The organism is Cloacibacterium sp. DMC96, from assembly GCF_056313765.1.
This window is the reverse complement of record NZ_JBQUZQ010000001.1, coordinates 1,774,997-1,794,046: the sequence shown is the minus strand read 5'-3', so window position 1 is coordinate 1,794,046 and position 19,050 is coordinate 1,774,997. Positions and strand designations below refer to the sequence as shown.

Sequence of the window (19,050 nt, the reverse complement as noted above, 5' to 3'; positions counted from 1 at the left end):
AATTTTTGAATACAAATTTTGAATAAATTATGAATAAAGATAAACTCACTCACGAAGAAATAGTAACCAAAGTAATGGAAGCTTTGGAAAGTATTCGTCCGTTTCTAAATAATGATGGTGGTGATATAGAATTGGTAGATGTTATTGATAATAGAGTAATGGTAAAATTGCAAGGAAACTGTTCTGGTTGCCCTATGAGTTTTTCTACCATGAAACTAGGTGTAGAAAATACCATCAAACAATTTGTTCCAAGCATCAAAGAAGTGGTAAGTGTAGACTAATCTTTTTTCAATAAAAATAAACGAAGGCTGCAATTTTGCAGCCTTTTGTTTTTGAATATTTCGATTTATTTTTTGCCTAAACCGAGTTCTTTAATTGCCATTTCGCGCATTTCTACTTTTCTTACTTTTCCAGAAATCGTCATTGGAAATTCTTGCACAAATTTCCAGTATTTGGGAACTTTATAATGGGCAATTTGTCCTTTGCAGAAGTTGACAAGCTCTTCTTCGGTTAAGGAAAATCCTTCTCTTACTTTAATCCAAGCCATTACTTCCTCCCCGAATTTTTCACTCGGAACGCCAATAACTTGAGCGTCTAAAACATTAGGATATTGATATAAAAAATCTTCAATTTCTTTAGGAGAAATGTTTTCTCCGCCTCGGATAATCAAGTCTTTAATTCTTCCAGAAATATGAATGTAACCTTCTTCGTCCATCATGGCAAGATCGCCAGTATGCATCCATCTTGCGCTGTCTAAAACTTGATTGGTTGCTTCTGGATTATCCCAATATTTCAACATTACAGAGTAACCTCTGGTACAGAGTTCTCCATTTTCGCCTCTGTTCACGATTTTACCCGTTTCTGGATTGATGATTTTAATTTCTAAATGATCATGAATGGTTCCTACCGAATGAATTTGTTTTTCAAATGGAGTTCCAATTTTAGTCTGAGTAGAAACAGGCGAAGTTTCCGTCATTCCATAGCAAATGGTCACTTCTTTCATGTTCATTTGGTTTTCTACTCTTTTCATTACTTCTGGCGGACAAACCGCTCCTGCCATCACACCTGTTCTAAGACTCGAAAGATCATAATTTTTTAAATCCAGTTCATGCAAAGTAGCGATAAACATTGTAGGAACGCCATAAAGTGAAGTGCATTTTTCTTTTTCTACTACTTCTAACGTAAGTTTTGGGTCAAAACTATCATTAGGAACAACCATGGTAGAACCGTGAGCGGTACAACATAAATTTCCGATGACCATTCCGAAGCAATGATAAAAAGGAACAGGAATGCAAACTCGGTCTTTTTCGGTATAATGAAGTCTGATGCCAATGAAATATCCATTGTTTAAAATATTATGATGAGATAACGTAACTCCTTTCGGAAAGCCTGTAGTTCCAGAAGTATATTGAATATTTATAGGGTCGTCAAATTGAATTTGGTTTTCATAATTTTGAAGTTCTTCATCAGAAATATGAGTCGCTCCTTTTAGAAAATCATCCCAATTTTTATCGAAAAAGACTTCATCTACTAACGTGGAGGTAAATTCTCGAGCATCGTCTACCATTTTTTTATAATTGCTTGTTTTGAAACTCAAAGACGCAAACATATATTTGATTTGAGATTGATTCAATACAAAAATAAGTTCACTGGTTCTGTAAGCAGGATTAATATTAACCAAAATCACCCCAATTCTGGCAGTTGCATATTGCAATAAAACCCATTCATAACGATTGGGAGACCAAATTCCAACTCTATCCCCTGGTTTTGCACCTAGATGTAGAATCGCTTTGGCAACTTGCGAAGTTTGCTCATAAAATTCTTCGTAAGTTGCTCGATAATTTTGATGTGAGCAAATCAGAGCATCATTTTTAGGAAATTTTTCTACTGTTTTTTTTAGATTTTCGCCAATAGTTTCTCCTAAAAGTGGAATAGAAGAATCGCCGTGAACATAGGATAATTGAGTATTCATTCTTTATTTTTTTGTAAGAAAAAAACCTTTCTTTTCAGAAAGGTAGAATAAAGGTATAAAGAATTATTAAATGATTTTTAAAATGTATATTAATTTAGCAAAAAAAACAATCTTTATTTTGTATTCCAATTCTTTTTAAAATTTTTAATCAAAGAATCTTTCTCTTTTTTATCAAAAATTAATTTAGCGGTTTTTTGACTATTTAAATCAAATTCTAAATTGATTAATTCATCTTCACTGTCTTCAAAATTTTTATTTCCATTGATATCTTTTCTAGCATTGATGATAATCTTATTGGTTTTTGGAATTAATTTCCAATCAACTACATTAAGATTGCTTGGGGAAATTTGTTTTAAATTTTTGCCTTCTTTGTCAGTAATAAAAAGATAAGTTGGATCGCTATAATTTAATTTTTTATCTTGGTTAAAATCCTCTGTAATCATATTATAGATAATATAATTTTTAGAAGAATAATTATCAATTTTTGGAGTATCGGAATCCTCAGAAGAATAATAGCTACTATTATCGTAATTGGTTTCATAATTAAGGATTAACATTTTTTTGTCACTTAACCAATGTTTCTTTCCAGTACTTGTATTGTAGAAAATCATATTCCAATAAGCATCTCTTTTTCCAGACTCAAAAGAGCCTTTTAATCTAGAATCATCAGTTTCTCCAATTTGTAAAGGGAATATTACAATTCCACTGCTATCAATTTCAAAAGATTCATGAGTTTGAATTTTTAAATTGGAAACTTTTTCCTCTTCTTTATTTTCTTTTCGCTCAAATGTTTCTTGATTTTCTGAACAAGAAATTAAATGTACTAATAAACCTAATATAATTATTTTTTTCATGGTTAAAATGTTTTTATAAATTATCATTTACGAACTTTATCATAAATACTGTGAATTAATCCATCTGCAACAGAAATTTTAGGAACGAAAATCTGTGAAATTTCTGCCCAACTTAATACTTTATTGAAAATTTCTAATGCTGGAACAATTACATCTGCTCTGTCTTCTCTCAAATTATGTTTTAGCATTCTTTCTTCTACGGTAAGTTCTTTTAAATCTTTGTAAAATGTTTTGAGCATATTCGCAGACATTGGTTTTCCGTCTTTGGTTTTGCTCATACTGAAAATTTTATTGATATTTCCGCCAGAACCAATCGCAACCATAGGTTTTTTGCTCACAATTTTGGTTTTGATTTCGCTTTTCATTTCTTCCCAATTTTCTTTGGTCACTAGATTATTGAGCAATCTAATCGTACCAATATTGAAAGAATGTTCGTATTTCATTTTGCCATTTTCGTAGTATGTCAATTCTGTAGAACCACCACCTACGTCTATGTATAAATATCCAAAATTTTTGTCAAGTCCTTCTGCTACGTGATTTTCGTAGATAAGCGTAGCTTCTTCATCGCCAGAAATAATTTCAATCTGTATTCCTGATTCCTTTTTGACCAAATCTATAATTTCTTTGCCATTTTTAGCATCTCTCATCGCACTGGTAGCACAAGCTCGGTAATGTTCTACGCCATAAATTTCCATCAATTGAGAGAAAACTTTCATAGATTTAATGACCATTTCCTTTCTTTCTTTGCCAATTTCGCCAGTGGTAAAAACGTCTATTCCCAATCTGAAAGGAATTCTCAGAAGATTCAGTTTTACGAATTCTGGCTTTCCTTTTTTAGGTTCTTTTACTTCATTGATGAGCAATCTTGCTGCATTACTCCCGATGTCTATTGCTGCAATTTTCATGTTTTATATTTCTTTTGGATTGTGGAAGAATAAGAAATTTTTCTCTGCGTTTTTAAACTCTTTCCAACTTTCGGCAGAAATTTTAAAAGCTACCACAGAACAAGTTGGCATGTGTTCTATATTTTCATTGGTTAGAGAATTAGCAAAATAGGTAATCCCGTTATTATGAGAAAAAATGGCAACATGATCTAAAGAATCGTTCAGATGTTCTATCACTTCTAGAAATTCTGTAGGCGAAGCATTGTATAATTCTTCTATTTTTTGAATGTTTTTATTTTCGAACACTTCGGCGAAATATCTGCAAGTAGTCAATGCTCTTTTTGCAGGACTGGTCACAAATCCATCTATGGTTACAGAAATTTCTTTGAGGAATTTCGCCATTTTAGGTGCATCTTTGTGTCCGCGCTCATTCAGTGGTCGGTCAAAATCATCTATGTTCGTTGGCCAATCACTTTTGGCATGTCTTACTAAAAGAAGTGTTTTCATAGGGTAGAAAAGTTTCTGAGTTTAAAATTAGCAAAAATTTGAATTTCTACAAGCTGAAAAATTTTAGTAAATTTGCAAACTATGAGTCAAGTAGTTGCTATTGATTACGGAAAAGTGCGTTGCGGAATTGCAGCTACAGATGATATGCAGTTGATTGCTAGTGCGTTAACTACTGTAGAAACTAAAAATATATTTTCTTTTTTAGAAAAATATTTTTCAGAAAATAAAGTTGAAACTTTGGTAATAGGATTACCTACTGATTTGAAGGGGAATTTATCAGAAATTGAGACGGATATTTTAAAATTTATAGAAAAAGTGAAAGAACTTTTTCCCGAAGTAGAAATTCATCGATTTGATGAACGTTTTACCTCAAAAATGGCTTCGTTTTTTATCTCTCAAAGTGGGAAAAATAAAAAACAGAGACAAGAAAAAGCGCTTATTGATAAAGTGAGTGCTACCATAATTTTACAGAATTTTTTAGAACAAAAACAAAGATGATTTTACCAATCAGAGCATACGGAGACACAGTTTTAAGAAAAAAAGCCCATGATATTTCGCCAGATTATCCTGAGCTTAAAGAACTTATAGACAATATGTTCGAAACCATGAACGCAGCACATGGAATAGGTCTTGCTGCGCCTCAAATTGGCTTAGACATTCGTCTTTTCATCGTAGATGTAACTCCATTAGCTGATGATGAAGATTATGAAGATATTGCAGATGAATTGCAAGATTTCAAAAAAGTATTCATCAACGCTAGAATTTTAGAAGAAAGCGGTAATGAATGGAAATTTAATGAAGGTTGTCTTTCGATTCCAGATGTGAGAGAAGATGTAAGCAGAAAAGAAACGATTTTGATAGAATATTTTGACGAAAATTTCGTTAAACATACCGAAACGTTTTCAGACATTAGAGCCAGAGTAATTCAGCATGAGTATGACCATATAGAAGGCGTACTTTTTACGGATAAACTCAGTCCTCTAAAGAAAAAAATCATCAAAGGAAAATTGACTAAAATTACTTCAGGAGATATTCATGTAGGATATAAAATGAGATTTCCTAAGTAACAAAAACTTCAAGTTCGAGACTTATTGAATCACCAAAAAATCTTGAACACAACTCTATTGAACTTAAAAAAATAAAAATAAAATGCAGTTAGAAAAAATAATTTCGATTTCTGGGAAACCAGGTTTGTTTACCCTAGTAACGCAATTAAGATCAGGTTTTATCGTAGAAGATATTTCTACAGGAAAAAAAGCAAGCATTTCTAATACTTCTCAAGTAAGTTTATTAGACAATATTGCGATTTATACTTTTGACCAAGAAGTTCCACTTTTTGAAGTAATGAAAAACATTGCTGAAAAATTTGACTATAAAGAAGCCATTAATCACAAATCTTCTGAAAATGAATTAAAATCTTTCATGTCTTCAGTTTTACCAAACTATGACGTAGATAGAGTTTACGGTTCAGATATCAAAAAATTGGTACAATGGTATAACTTATTACAAAAAGCAGGATATATTAAGCCAGAAGCTTTTGTAAAAGAAGAAGAACCAACAGTAGAAGACGCTGAAATAGTAGAAGAAAAGCCAGTAGAAAAGAAAGCAGCAGCTAAAAAAGCTACTCCAAAAGCGGAGAAACCAGCTGCCCCAAAAGCGAAAGCATCTTCATCTGCTAAAACTACCGTAAAATCTACTCAAAGAAAACAGGGATAACAATTTATATTTTCCCGCAGATTTCAAAGATTAAGACATTTTATTGGTGTTTTTCTAAGAAATCTGCGGGATTTTTTATGTTCAATCTTTACCTTTGCCTTAACCTTAAACTTATGGTATGAACTCCAAAGAACAAAAACTAGAAGCTTTCTCTAAATTACTCGATATCATGGACGATTTGCGAGAAAAATGTCCTTGGGATAAAAAGCAAGATTTGCAATCTTTGAGACATTTGACGCTAGAAGAAGTCTACGAACTTTCTGATGCTTTGCTCGAAGAAAATCTCGCCGAAATTAAGAAAGAATTGGGCGATGTTTTGTTGCATTTGGTTTTTTATGCTAAAATTGGTTCCGAAAAGAAGAGTTTTGATATTGCAGATGTGATTAATTCACTTAATGAGAAACTCATTTTCCGTCATCCTCACATTTATGGAAATGTAGAAGTGAAAGACGAAGAAGAAGTGAAACAAAATTGGGAAAAACTGAAGCTAAAAGAAGGAAACAAGTCTATTTTAGCAGGAGTTCCGAAAAGTTTGCCACCGATTATTAAAGCATATCGAATTCAGGAAAAAGTAAAAGGAATAGGTTTTGAATTTGCTTCTGCCGAAGATGCTTGGAAAAAAGTAGATGAAGAACTTGCCGAATTTCACGCCGAAACCAATCCCGAAAAAAAGGAACAAGAATTGGGAGATGTTTTCTTTTCGCTGATTAATTATGCTAGAATTTCTGGGCTTAATGCGGATTCTGCTTTGGAACGCACCAATATTAAATTCATCAAACGTTTCCAAACGCTAGAAAAATTGGCTTTAGAAAAGAATCTTAACCTTGCAGAAATGCCTTTAGAAGAAATGGATATCCTTTGGGAAGAAGCCAAGAAAACGGTTTAATTATTTCGCATAAGATTCTACGCTGGTAATCAAATACCAAATGAGAATCAAGGTGAAAACAATCAATATAATGGTTGAAAGCCCGATTAAAAAAGAATTATTTTTAAATGTATCTTCATTAATCTGTTTTTCAGTTTTTTTATAACGGAAGTATCCAAAAATTGAAATTATAAGTCCAAAAACGACCAGTAAAATCCCAATTTCTGCTGAATAACCTTTGCTATGAATGATGTTTTGGTTTCCAAATATCAGTGAAAATTGTTTCAAAAAAAGAGAGAATTTTACCACTACAAAACCGAACGCCATTACTCCAATTCCCGTTCTTGACCATGCTAAAAAAGTTCTTTCATTAGCAAGATGGTCATTAAGGTTTTTAGGTTTATCGGGTTGCATAACCAATTTTTCTTGACAAGTTAGCTATTATTTTTTGATTGAAAATAAATTGGCAGAATATTTCTTCTGCCAATTCTACATTTTTATTTCAAAATCTCTACTTCAATTACTGAGTTGTTAAAGATTTTTTGGAAAGCTTTAGTATAATCAGATTTTTCTGCTTTGTAAGGATTTTCTAAAAATTTCTGAGGATTTACAGCAAATAATGGATAAGCTGTACTCTGCACTTGAATTTGGATTTTGTGACCTTTTTTGAAAGTGTGCAATACATCTTGAAGGTTAAAAACCACTTCTGTTTCTTGATTAGGAACCAATGCTTCTGGTTTTTCAAAAGAATTTCTAAATCTCGCAGGCATAATTTCGCTTCTTCCCATTTGGTGATAATTTCCGTAGATAACGCCTGGTTTTTCTTTCATTCCTTTTTCGTCTGCAGGATAAATATCAATCAGTTTCACGAAGAAATCTGCATCTGTTCCTGTAGTCGCTATTTTTAATTTTACTTTAATTTCTCCAGCCAAAGTAAGGTCTTCTACAAGGATTTCTGTGGTGAAAGAAGCTACATCTGGTCTATTTTCTGCAAATCTTTGGTCTTCACTCATGTAATTTCTAGGCGTAAAACCATTGAAGTCTTTCAAATTGGTACTGCTCGGAACTGGTTTGTTTGGGTCAGAGAAATATTCTGTGAAAGAAGCAGAACTTGGAGATTCTGTGCTAAATTGTCCGTTTTCTCTTAAATAAAAAGCAGTTTTTTGAGCATTTTTCGGTGGCCATTCTGCAAATTGTTTCCATTCTTTTTTCCCAGTATCAAACATATAGGCTTCAGGAAGTTCAGTTGCAGATTTAGTATTCTTTAAATGATGATTAAAGAACGGAGTTTCTATATTTTTTTGATAAAAAGTAGCAATGCTATCCCCGAAATATACTTCATTATGAAAATGTTTTCCCATTTCATAAGACCAACCACCATGAGAAAATGGTCCCATTACAATAGAGTTTTTAGCTTTAGGATTATTTTTTTCGATGGTTTTATAAATGTGAAGCGGACCTCTCAAATCTTCTGCATCAAACCAACCGCCAACTGTCATTACCGCGTGTTTTATGTTTTTGAGATGAGGTAAAAGGTCTCTTTTTTTCCAGAAATCATCATAATTAGGATGGTCTACAATTTCATTGATGAAAAAATTATCTCTTCCGTAATATTTGTCAATGCCATCTTTTAGCGTTCCCATTTCATTGAAGAAAAGTGAACCATCTTCAGATTTTGCACCTAATTTTTTGCTTTGTTCTGTGTACCAAGCAGAATTTTCTGGCTTAGTTTTTTGTACTCCAAATACAGGGAAAGTTCTAAAATATCCCATCATAAAAGCACCATTGTGATGAAAATCGTCAAACCAGAAATCTGAAATAGGAGCTTGAGGAGAAGAAGCTTTCAAAGCAGGGTGATTTGCTAAAGTACCTACTGCAGCATAAAAACCAGGATAAGAAGTTCCGTATTGACCTACATTTCCGTTATTGTTTTCAATATTTTTGATGAGCCAATCAATCGTGTCATAAGTATCGGTACTTTCGTCTACGTCTTTCTTTGTTTTATGGTCTACTTGAGGCGTCATGTTGGTAAATGTACCTTCGCTCATGTATCTTCCGCGAACGTCTTGATAGACGAAAATATATTTATCGTTTTGTAAAAATTTATTCGGACCAAGGCTTCTTTTATACTGATCTTCACCATAAGGCGCTACAGAATAGCAGGTTCTCTGCATTAAAAAAGGATATTTGTTTTTAGCGGTAATATCTTTCGGAATGTAGATGGAGGTGAATAATTTTACACCATCTCTCATGGTGATGTACACTTCTTTTTTGGTGTAATTGTCTTTTACAAAAGTATTTTGAGCAGAAAGCCAAACAATACTAAAAATTGCTAAAAGCGCAAGTATTTTCTTCATAAGTCAAATAAATTTTAACAAAAATAATAATTAATCGTTATTATGATTGTTAAAACTGAATTTTATTTTAGAAAGATGAATTCTTTAACCTCAAAAAATGAAAAATAGTAAGAAAAACTAGATTTTTTCCCAAATTAAGAAGTCTTTCTGTAATTCCAAACAGCCCAAGAGTTAAAGAAAACTGCCATTCCTAAAATGGAGATAAACTGAGGAATTAAATCTTTGAATCCAGAATTTTTGAGCATAATTAATCGTATCACTTCTATTAAATACGTAAGCGGATTAAGAAGCGTCAATTTTTGAGACCATTCTGGCATGCTTTCAATGGGCGTGTATAAACCGCTCATCATTATAAAAATCATCATGAAGAAAAATATGGTAAACATCGCTTGTTGCTGCGTTTCACTATAGGTTGAAATCAATAAACCAAATCCTAAAATGGCTAAAAGATAAACTCCCACAAAGAAATAAAGTAGTGGTAAACTTCCGTAAATTTCTATCCCATAGACAAATCTGGAAACCAAAAGTCCCATGGTAAAAGCTACATTTGCCAAAATCCAAAAGGGAATAAGTTTCCCGAGGATGAAAGTAGATTTTTTGATGGGTGAAACATTAATTTGTTCAATTGTGCCAATTTCTTTCTCAGAGACAATGTTTAGCGCCGAAAGCATTCCGCCAACTAGCGTCACAAGAAATGCCAAAATACCTGGAACCAGAGCCAATCTGTAGTTGTAAAATCTATTGAACCAAAGGGTAGCATTTACTTCTAGACCTGCATTTTTTTGAAATTCAACCAATTTTGGTGAGAGTTTCGTTTGGATATTTTGGTTATAATCTTGTAAAATTTGTGCTAGATAACTTCCTCCCAATCCTGCTTTAGTGCCGTTTATTGCATTAATAGCAACCAATACTTTTTGTTGATTTTCCCTCACTAAATTTTGTTCAAATTTTGGTGGAATTTCTAGAATAATATCTGATTTTTCGCTTTCTATGGTTTCAAAAGCTTTTTGGTAGTCTTCACCGTAATATTGCAATTTGAAATAGTTACTTGCGGTTATTTTTTGAATTAATTCCCTTGAAAAACTAGAGTGGTCATGGTCTACAACAGATAGATTGATGTTTTTTATCTCATAACTTGCAGCTAAAGGCAAGATGATGAGCTGCATCATCGGTGCAACAAAAATAATTGCCAATATAGATTTGTTCCGAAAAATTTGTCGGAATTCTTTACGAAGTAAGAAGAGTAGCTGTTTCATAATTTTTCAATTTTGAGATGCATGTGAATCATCATTCCAATCTTATTTTAAATTTTTTCACAGCAATCGTGAAAAAAACCATCATCATTCCTGTTAAAATTAAAAGGGATTTCCAGATTACGGCGAGTCCGGTTCCTTTGATCATAATATTTTTAATCATGATATAATACCATTTTGCAGGGATAATATTAGACATCACTTGTAATGGAATGGGCATATTTTCGATAGGAAACATAAATCCGCTCAGCATGAGTGTAGGAAGCATGGTTCCCATCATCGAAAAAAGCATAGCTTGTTGTTGAGTTTTTGAAAAAATAGAAATTAAAATCCCGATAAGTAAATTGGTGATGATGAAAATAGTGCTCACAAAAAACAGCAAAATGATGCTTCCTTTTATGGGTAAATCCAGTAAAAAATAACTTAAAAGTAGAATTACTCCAAGAATTCCCATCGCTAAAATAAAGTAAGGGATTGCTTTAGAAATAATGATAAATTGAGGTTTCATAGGCGAAACCAATAGAATTTCCATTGTTCCTGTTTCTTTTTCTTTTACGATGGCAATTGCAGTCATCATCACGCAAACAATCAATAAAACGAGTGCAACAACTCCCGGAACGAAATTAGGTGCTCCTTTAAGTTGAGGATTATAGAGCATTCTAATTTCTGGAGAAACAGAAAACGTTAGCAGTGTTTCTTTTTGTTGACTTTGATAGAAATCCAGGACTATATTTTGGAAATAATTCGCGATTTGATTTCCGAGGTTTACATCTGTTCCGTCAACTAAAATCTGCAATTTTGCTTTTTTTTCTTGAGTTAAATTTTCTGAGAAATCAGAAGGAATAACGAGAAGTAGCTTTGTTTTTCCGTCTTTAAAAGCGTTTTCAAAGTCTTTGTTAGAAGTCAGATTTTTTTCAAAGTCAAAATATTGATTTTTATGAATTTTAGAAACCAATTGTGCTGAAATGATGCTTTTATCTTGATCAAAAACAGCTACTTTGGTGTTTTTAATCTCCGTAGAAAGCGCAAAACCGAACAGCAATACTTGTATAATTGGCATTGCAAGAAGAATGAATAAAGTTCTTCTATCACGCAGAAGGTGATAAAATTCTTTTCGGATAAATGGGAATAACTGTTTCATTTTAATCAGCACTTCTTTTTGCGCCTCTGGCTAATTGATAAAATACTTCGTCCATGGTTCTGGCTTGAAAACTTTTTTTCAAATTTTCAGGAGAGTCAATTGCTGCAATTTTTCCGTCAACCATGATGGAAACTCGGTTGCAATATTCGGCTTCGTCCATATAATGTGTAGTGACAAAAATGGTAATTCCTTGTTCTGAAGCATCATAAATTAAGTCCCAAAATTGTCTTCTGGTAATAGGGTCTACACCACCAGTTGGTTCGTCTAGAAAAACAATTTCTGGCTGATGAAAAATGGCGACTGAAAATGCCAGTTTCTGTTTCCAACCCAGCGGAAGTTCGGAAACCATCTTGTTTTTTTCTTGTTCTAAACCTAATTTCTCAATGAGTTCTTTGCTTTTTTGTTTGATTTCCTTCATACTTAAACCATAGATTCCGCCAAAGAATTCCAAATTTTCTAAAATGGATAAGTTTTCATACAAAGAAAACTTTTGACTCATGTAGCCTATGTTTTTTTTGATTTGTTCAGCGTTTTTGTAGACATCAAATCCAGCAACTATCGCTTTACCAGAAGTGGGTGTAGAAAGTCCGCAAAACATGCGCATTGCGGTGGTTTTTCCAGCTCCATTTGCGCCTAGAAATCCGAAGATCTCTCCCTTTTTTACTTCAAAGGAAATATGGTCTACCGCAGTGAAATCTCCAAATGTTTTAGTGATTTGTTCGGCTTGTATGGCGATTTCTTTATTCATGATTTGAGAGTAAAAGAATAAAACTATCTTCTATGGTAGCTTCTATTCTGTTGATTTCAATTTTGTTAAATCTTTTTTCTTGTAAAAATTTCTCAAGAGTTTCCTTTTTAAAATCTTTTTCTTTTTTAATCACCACGTGTACAAATTCGCCAAAGGCATAAGTGTTTTTAGTGGTTTCGTATTCTTTAAGGATTTTGATGAGTGCAGGAATATTTTCGGTTTTTACTTCGTATAAATCTTCAGGATAGCTATTACAAATGTTTTGTGGAGTGTCAATTTTTAAAATTTTTCCGTTTTGCATGAGAGCAACTTTGTCACAGAGTGTGGCTTCATCCATGTAAGGAGTAGCTACCACGATGGTGATGCCTTGTTGTTTTAAGCGTTTCAGCATCTCCCAAAATTCTTTTCTCGAAACTGGGTCAACTCCTGTTGTAGGTTCATCTAGAAATAAAACTTTTGGCTTATGAATCAGAGCGCAAGAAAGGGCTAATTTCTGCTTCATTCCGCCAGAAAGTTTTCCTGCTTTTCGGTCTTTAAATGGTTCAATCTGCTGATAAATATCTTTGATTAAATCGTAATTTTCTTGTATGCTTGTATTGAAAACACTAGCGAAAAATTCTAGATTTTCTTCTACAGTTAAATCTTGATACAGAGAAAATTTTCCTGGCATATAACCAAGAATTTGACGAATTTTTTTGTAGTCTTCAACCACATCAAGTCCTTCAATTTCTGCAGAACCAGAATCTGGATGTAGAAGAGTAGTCAGCATTCGGAAAATAGAGGTTTTGCCACTTCCATCGGGACCAATTAACCCGAAAATTTCTCCATTTTCTACCGAAAAGGAAATATTATCTACCGCCAGAATTTTTTGTTTTTTTTCGCCGTAAGATTTTGATATGTATTCTACTTTAATCATTGTTTTTAACGCAAAGTGCGCAAAGATTTTTTTTTACAACTCTGAAAATATTTTTTAAGTTCGCAAAGAATCATCAAAGATGATTAGCAAAGTCCACAAATTTTTTAAATTCACTATTCATAATTAAAGTTTCACTTCTCCGTACATTCCAATTTTTAGAAAGCCATCATTTTTAACATGTATTTTGGTAGCGTATACTAGATTGGCTCTCTCATCTTTGGTTTGAATGGTTTTGGGAGTGAATTCAGATTTTTGTGAAATCCAGTAGATTTTTCCGTTCATTTCTTTGGTTTCGCCATTTCCTGCGTCAACTAAAATTTTTACATTTTGTCTGACTTTTACTTTTGCCAATTGGTCTCCTGTAATGTAAGCTCTCAGTATCATTTCATCTAAATTCGCCATTTTATAAATTGGTTTTCCGATGGTGGCAAACTCACCTTTATTCATGTATTTGGTAAGTACAATTCCTTTGATGGGTGAAGAAATAACATTATGTTTTAGCTGTTCATCTATTTGCAAAACTTTCTTCTCGGTAGGATTTTTTTCACTTAAAATAGCTCTATTCTGGATTTTCACTTGTTCTAGAGTAGAAGAAATCTGTTGTTTTAAAATTTCTGATTGTGATTTTGCAGTTGCTATTTGTTTTTGAATTACCACAACATTTCCGTTTAAATCATCTAATTGCTTGCGCGTTGCAGCATCTGATTTTACGAGATTGGCGGTTCTGTTTCTTTCTCTCACTGCATTGTTTAATTGCTCTTGAAGCACAGTAATTTGAGAATTTTGTGTAGCTAACTGAGATTGCAGAACTGCAATTTGAGGTGCTGCATCATTGGTTTTTTGTTCGATGGCATTGATAGAAGCCAAAACCTGTTCTTTTTGTAATTCTACGCCTTTTCCGTCAATAAGACCTATGTTTTGATTGGCTTTTAATGCATCTCCTTCATTGATATTGAGTTCGAGGATTTTACCTGTAGCTTCCGCTGTAACGATGATTTCATCTGCTTCGAAAGTTCCAGAAGCATCATAATCTTGGTCTGCTCTTTTGCAAGAGAAAATGGTCAAAACTAGTAGAGGAAGAATATATTTTTTCATTTTTTATTTTTTGTAAAGTTGTAGAATCGTGAAGTTGTTAAGAAGTTTAATTTTCCCTTTCCATTTTCAATTATTTAGTTGAGCTTTCAAATTATATTGTGTCAATAAATATTGAATTTCGTGGGTAATTTTTGTGAGAATTGCTTGTTCTTCGGCGGTTACTTCTCGCAGATAATCATTGGTATTGATAACGCCATTTTCTAATTGGGCAAGACTTGCTGTTTTGATGTTTTTTCTTAGTTCAATCAGTTCATTGTCTTTGTCAATTAAATTTTGAATCTTTTCAAGGTCATTTCTTTGTTGGATTTCAATAAAATTTTGGTTAAACAAGAAGTTTTCTCTTTGGATTTCGATATCTTGTGACTGATTTTCTAACAAAGCCAAATCGTTTTTCTGAGTGTAAAATCCAGAAATCGGGATATTAAGTCTAATTCCACCAATATAGAAAAGGTCAAACTCATTTTTCAGCATATTAAAACCCGGTTTTCCGTATCCTCCTGTGAAAAAAGCTCCTAGTTTTGGAGTGTTTTTAGTATTGATGATTTTCCTTTGTGTTTCGAGGAGTTGTTTCTGTGTATCAAAAAGTTTTAGTTCTGAACGGTTATTATTCTTCGTTAATAGAATTTTTTCAGGAGTTTCTAATTGAGTATTTTCGTCGATATTTTTCTTGATGAAGTAAGAAAGCATTTGCACGAAATTTTGCTTTATGGCTTGAAGTTCAATTTCTTTTTGTTCAATTTTTACCAATTCTGCTTTTAAAACATCTAAATTACTTCTGAAAATAACCCCATTTTTCAATTGAGCTTCTGCTTTTTTGATGCCTTCTTTGATGTCGAGTTTTGTGAATTGTAGTTGAGTCCATTGTTTATTGGTTTGAAGAATCCCAAAATAGAGTTGATTAATTCTCTCTTTCAGTTTGTCTAATTCCACTTCAGTTTGTATGGTTTGAACTTCGGATTGGATTTTTGCTAAATTTTTCTGATTTCTAATATTTCCGCCATCGTAAATGGTTTGAGAAACGTCTGCATAAACTTTGTATTGGTCTTTGCTGAGTGGTTCTACATTCACGTTTGGCAATTTCACGGGAAATTGAGTCACATCATTTTGGTAAGTTGCTTGCGCAGTAATATTGACTTGAGGAAGCCAGACTTTTAGGGCATTTTCTGTCGTGTATTGCTCTGCTTTTTTAATCAATTCTTTTTTTTTGATTAAAGGATAATTTTCTCGTGACCATTGGTAACATTGTTCAAGGGTAATGGTTTCTTGGGCATTGATGAGCCCTATGAATAAGAGGAAAATGTATTTAAGTTTTTCCATCGTGTTAAAGATTTTCAGTTTTTATTTCTAAAAGTTGTTTCATCCAGATTGGAACGAGTTTTCTTCTTTCGCTAATGAATTGGTGGTATTCTGTTTCATTAGTCAGTTCAAAAGCGTTAAAAACGGGTTTAGCTACAAAAGGAAAAATAGTCATCGCTAAGAAATTGACTAAATAATGCAATGGATTGATTTCTGGTCTTTTTTCTTTGATTTGTTTGATGATGACAGAATTTTCAAAAATTTTATTTACAGGAATAATCTTTGTGATGTTAGAATTTTTTTTCTGAATTTCACTGATTACAAAAAGAGGAAGATTAGGATTTCTAGACAAAATTTCGAAATATTTTTCTGAAGCCAAGTCTATTTTTTCTTCTAAAGATGTTTTCTCGTTGCTTAGAATAGGGAAAATCTTCCCGAAGAGTAGCACTACTTTTATCTTCATCACTTGTTCAAAAAGTTTTTCTTTACTTCTGAAATAGTAATTGAGTAGTGCCAGATTTATTCCTGCTTTTTCGGCAATATCTCTGGTTCTGGTTCCTGCAAATCCCTTTTCGGTAAAGACTTCTGAAGCTGCTTCTAGAATTTTTTCTTCGGTAGATTGTTCTTTTTCATTCATCTGTTTTTCACTTTTCATAAAACAAATGTACAATTAAATATTTGATTTAAACAAATTATTTAATCATATGATTAAAATTTATTTTGAGTTTTGGCGCGAGCGAAGCGAGCGTCAATTGTTTTCAAAGAAAAACGCAACTCATTGCTGAATTGCGTTGCATTTATTTATATTCTTTCCACCACTTAGGATAAATTTTTTCATCATCTTGCCAAAAAACTTTTTCACCAATTTTTGGAGTGATGACTCTCAATTTTTCGGTATTGAGTTCATGAAGTTTCTCCATAGGTTCATACCAAGAGTGAAGTGCTAGTTTGAATTTAGAATTATGAACTGCAATCATTCTGTCGGCATTTAAATCTTTCATTGCTTGTAATTGCTCACCTGGAAGCATGTGAATGTATTTCCAAGCAGCGTTATATTGTCCAGTTTCTAGGATTGCCAAGTCAAGTTTTCCGTATTTTTCTCCAATTTTTTTGAAGTGATTGTCATAACCAGAATCTCCGCCGATATAAATTTTAGAATTTGGTGTTTCCAAAACAAAACTTGCCCAAATTGCTTGGTCTCTTTTGAATCCTCTACCAGAAAAATGTCTAGCTGGTTCTGCATTAATTTTATATCCATTTCCTAAGTTAGAACTTTCGAACCAATCTAATTCTACAATTTTTGAAGGTTCAAAATCCCAAGATTCCAAATGCGCACCAGTTCCTAAACCTGTGATGATTTGTTTTACTTTCGGACGAAGTTTTGTAACGGTTTCGTAATCTAAATGATCCCAATGATCGTGGGTAATCACCAAATAATCTAATTCTGGAATGTCTTCTGTGGTGTAAATGTCTGTTCCGTCAAAGGCTTTGTTGGTGAATTTTAGCGGAGAAACGCTACCGCTGAAAACAGGATCAACTAATATTTTTTTACCATCAATTTGTAGAAAATAGGAGGAATGCCCCATCCAAATGTAGAAGTTTTCGGTTGGGTTAAGGTTTTTTAAATCGGTTTTAGTGAAATGGAATTTCTTTTTGGGAGTGGCGTTTTCTACTTTTGAGAAAAAGAAATTATAGAGAACTTTTGGCATTGAGGTATCTTCTGCCAATTGTGGAGTAGGATTGAGGTTTTGGAATTTTCCGTTTTTGTAATGAGGTGATTTTAGAATTCTTTCTAATCTTTTTCCAGAAGGTAACTCTCCAAATTGTTTGCCTTGCATAAAAAGATATGTTCCTATTGCAATAGCTGCAATGAGTATGGTAAATGTAATTATCATTTTTTTTAAGAATTTCATATAAATATTGATACGCTAGAGTTTTTTATTTACTTTAATATTAATAAAATAAAAACAAAAACACAACCCATTTCTGAATTGTGTTTATTTTATGATTAAGTCTTGCTAATTAAAGTCCGAATTGTACTTTGAAAAGGTCTGGATAAATACCTATTGCAAGAATTGCTACAATGATGAAAACTGCAATAATATTATACGTAATGCTTACTTTTTCTGAACTTTTAAATGTAGTTTCTGTATGGAAAAACATTGAAATAATCAGTTTTAAATAATAAGCGATACTTAGTGCAGAACCTAATACAGCAATCAAAACTAGGAAAGCAGCTCCATTCATCGCTTGAGCAAAAATGTTAAATTTCGCTACGAATCCTGCTGTTAATGGAATTCCTGCCATTGATAATAATGAAACCGCAGTAACAACCGCTAATAAAGGTTCAGATTTTGCTAATCCTTTGAATGCTTCAAAAGAAGTTTCTCTTTTCAGTTTTTCTACCCAAATTAAAGTCATAAATACTCCAACTGTAGATAGTGAATATGCGAATAGATAAAATGCTAAATTATATACAGATAAGCTGTTTGCTCCAAAGAAAATTAAACCTAAATAACCTGCATGAGAAACAGATGAATAAGCCAACATTCTCTTAGCATTGGTTTGTGCTAATCCCATTGCATTGGCTAATAAAAGTGTCATGATGACTAAAACGCCTAGAATGTTAATCCATTCTTTAATGCTTCCTGCAAAAGCAAGATTCATAACTTTGAAGAATGCAAAGAATGCAGCAATTTTTACTACAGAAGCCATGAATGTAGTAATCAATGATGGAGCACCTTGGTAAACATCTGGACTCCACATGTGGAAAGGAGCTAGAGAAACCTTAAATGCCATTGCTACCAACATTAACATGATTCCCATTACAAACATTAAATCTTTAGGATTTGCTACGCTGAAAGTATTGATTACATGAACGTCAAAACTACCTGTGCTTCCATAAATTAATGCAATCCCGAAAAGAAGGAATCCTGTAGCAAATGCTCCCATTAAGAAATACTTAATTGAAGCTTCGTTTGAGCGTAAATCAGTCTTGTTACTTCCAGCCATTACATATAGCGGAATAGATAAGATTTCGATTCCTAAGAATAGTGTTACTAAATTTGTAAAACTGAAAAGAATTACTGCTCCGATTAATGAAAACAACATTAACGAATATAATTCTGATTGGTGACTACGGTGATTGTTAAATGCAAAACTTCCTAAGAAGAAAATTAACAATGTAACCACTAACGAAATTTTGGTAAATAAAGCCGCATTCTCATTAAAATCAAACATAGATTTGTATTGATTAAAAAATGCTAACTCAGGAGAGAAGCTTACACAAAGTGCAACCAAAAGTCCCAAAATTCCGATATATCTTGCAAATTTTCCTTGATTATAAACACCAGAAAATAATGCTAATACTGCCGTAAGGAATAAAACTACTAAAACACTCATTATTTATAGATTTGAGATTTAAGATTTGAGATTTGAGATTCTCA

The 19,050-nt window shown here is 32.7% G+C and carries 20 protein-coding genes; 5 read left to right on the top strand and 15 right to left on the bottom strand.

The window, feature by feature from the left end; genetic code table 11:
• Positions 1-29 precede the first annotated feature (29 nt).
• Positions 30-281 carry a NifU family protein gene (locus tag ACT53I_RS08070; protein WP_069797210.1) on the top strand — a complete coding sequence of 84 codons (252 nt, stop codon included), beginning with the start codon at positions 30-32 and terminating at the stop codon, positions 279-281.
• Positions 282-346: 65 nt separating this feature from the next.
• On the opposite strand, the gene ACT53I_RS08065 is transcribed toward ACT53I_RS08070, so the two are convergent.
• The 4 genes from ACT53I_RS08065 to ACT53I_RS08050 all read right to left on the bottom strand — a co-directional run bounded on the left by ACT53I_RS08065 (position 347) and on the right by ACT53I_RS08050 (position 4,217).
• Positions 347-1,972, bottom strand: coding sequence for an AMP-binding protein (locus tag ACT53I_RS08065; RefSeq protein WP_476079262.1), 1,626 nt, complete (start codon positions 1,970-1,972; stop codon positions 347-349).
• A 113-nt stretch (positions 1,973-2,085) separates the two neighbouring features.
• Positions 2,086-2,826, bottom strand: coding sequence for a hypothetical protein (locus ACT53I_RS08060; RefSeq protein WP_476079261.1), 741 nt, complete (start codon positions 2,824-2,826; stop codon positions 2,086-2,088).
• Positions 2,827-2,849: 23 nt separating this feature from the next.
• Entirely contained in the window at positions 2,850-3,731 is an 882-nt protein-coding gene (locus tag ACT53I_RS08055; protein ID WP_476079260.1) for a Ppx/GppA phosphatase family protein, read from the bottom strand.
• A gap of 3 nt (positions 3,732-3,734) precedes the next feature.
• Complete coding sequence (locus ACT53I_RS08050) at positions 3,735-4,217, bottom strand: SixA phosphatase family protein (RefSeq protein WP_476079259.1); 483 nt, start codon at positions 4,215-4,217, stop codon at positions 3,735-3,737.
• An 81-nt stretch (positions 4,218-4,298) separates the two neighbouring features.
• Between ACT53I_RS08050 and ruvX the strand changes: the two genes are divergently transcribed.
• The 4 genes from ruvX to mazG all read left to right on the top strand — a co-directional run bounded on the left by ruvX (position 4,299) and on the right by mazG (position 6,819).
• The gene (gene ruvX / locus ACT53I_RS08045; protein WP_213196672.1) at positions 4,299-4,715 is read left to right on the top strand and encodes a Holliday junction resolvase RuvX; all 417 of its coding nucleotides are present in this window, start codon (positions 4,299-4,301) and stop codon (positions 4,713-4,715) included.
• Positions 4,712-5,284, top strand: coding sequence for a peptide deformylase (gene def / locus ACT53I_RS08040; RefSeq protein WP_213189746.1), 573 nt, complete (start codon positions 4,712-4,714; stop codon positions 5,282-5,284). Before ruvX ends, def begins: the two co-directional genes overlap by 4 nt.
• 82 nt (positions 5,285-5,366) lie before the next feature.
• Positions 5,367-5,933 carry a DUF5606 family protein gene (locus tag ACT53I_RS08035; RefSeq protein ID WP_476079258.1) on the top strand — a complete coding sequence of 189 codons (567 nt, stop codon included), beginning with the start codon at positions 5,367-5,369 and terminating at the stop codon, positions 5,931-5,933.
• Positions 5,934-6,051: 118 nt separating this feature from the next.
• Positions 6,052-6,819, top strand: coding sequence for a nucleoside triphosphate pyrophosphohydrolase (mazG, locus tag ACT53I_RS08030; protein WP_476079257.1), 768 nt, complete (start codon positions 6,052-6,054; stop codon positions 6,817-6,819).
• Here the strand turns inward: mazG and ACT53I_RS08025 are convergent, their stop codons facing one another.
• From ACT53I_RS08025 to ACT53I_RS07975, 11 genes are all read right to left on the bottom strand, one after another.
• Positions 6,820-7,212 (bottom strand): YidH family protein, encoded by a 393-nt coding sequence (locus ACT53I_RS08025; RefSeq protein ID WP_476079256.1) that lies wholly within the window; start codon positions 7,210-7,212, stop codon positions 6,820-6,822.
• 83 nt (positions 7,213-7,295) lie between these two features.
• The gene (locus ACT53I_RS08020; protein ID WP_476079255.1) at positions 7,296-9,155 is read right to left on the bottom strand and encodes a CocE/NonD family hydrolase; all 1,860 of its coding nucleotides are present in this window, start codon (positions 9,153-9,155) and stop codon (positions 7,296-7,298) included.
• A gap of 134 nt (positions 9,156-9,289) precedes the next feature.
• Positions 9,290-10,411, bottom strand: coding sequence for an ABC transporter permease (locus ACT53I_RS08015; RefSeq protein ID WP_476079254.1), 1,122 nt, complete (start codon positions 10,409-10,411; stop codon positions 9,290-9,292).
• Between the two features lie 31 nt (positions 10,412-10,442).
• Positions 10,443-11,549 (bottom strand): ABC transporter permease, encoded by a 1,107-nt coding sequence (locus ACT53I_RS08010; RefSeq protein ID WP_476079253.1) that lies wholly within the window; start codon positions 11,547-11,549, stop codon positions 10,443-10,445.
• A 1-nt stretch (position 11,550) separates the two neighbouring features.
• The gene (locus tag ACT53I_RS08005) at positions 11,551-12,297 is read right to left on the bottom strand and encodes an ABC transporter ATP-binding protein (protein WP_476079252.1); all 747 of its coding nucleotides are present in this window, start codon (positions 12,295-12,297) and stop codon (positions 11,551-11,553) included.
• The gene (locus ACT53I_RS08000; protein ID WP_476079251.1) at positions 12,290-13,213 is read right to left on the bottom strand and encodes an ABC transporter ATP-binding protein; all 924 of its coding nucleotides are present in this window, start codon (positions 13,211-13,213) and stop codon (positions 12,290-12,292) included. The genes ACT53I_RS08005 and ACT53I_RS08000 overlap by 8 nt, the downstream gene beginning before the upstream one ends.
• Positions 13,214-13,336: 123 nt before the next feature.
• Positions 13,337-14,308, bottom strand: a complete 972-nt coding sequence (locus ACT53I_RS07995; RefSeq protein ID WP_476079250.1) for an HlyD family secretion protein — start codon at positions 14,306-14,308, stop codon at positions 13,337-13,339.
• Between the two features lie 66 nt (positions 14,309-14,374).
• Positions 14,375-15,625 (bottom strand): TolC family protein, encoded by a 1,251-nt coding sequence (locus tag ACT53I_RS07990; protein WP_476079249.1) that lies wholly within the window; start codon positions 15,623-15,625, stop codon positions 14,375-14,377.
• Between the two features lie 4 nt (positions 15,626-15,629).
• The gene (locus ACT53I_RS07985; protein WP_476079248.1) at positions 15,630-16,259 is read right to left on the bottom strand and encodes a TetR/AcrR family transcriptional regulator; all 630 of its coding nucleotides are present in this window, start codon (positions 16,257-16,259) and stop codon (positions 15,630-15,632) included.
• A 142-nt stretch (positions 16,260-16,401) separates the two neighbouring features.
• Positions 16,402-17,499, bottom strand: a complete 1,098-nt coding sequence (locus ACT53I_RS07980) for an MBL fold metallo-hydrolase (protein WP_476079247.1) — start codon at positions 17,497-17,499, stop codon at positions 16,402-16,404.
• A gap of 127 nt (positions 17,500-17,626) precedes the next feature.
• Entirely contained in the window at positions 17,627-19,006 is a 1,380-nt protein-coding gene (locus tag ACT53I_RS07975; protein WP_476079246.1) for an NADH-quinone oxidoreductase subunit N, read from the bottom strand.
• Positions 19,007-19,050 lie beyond the last annotated feature (44 nt).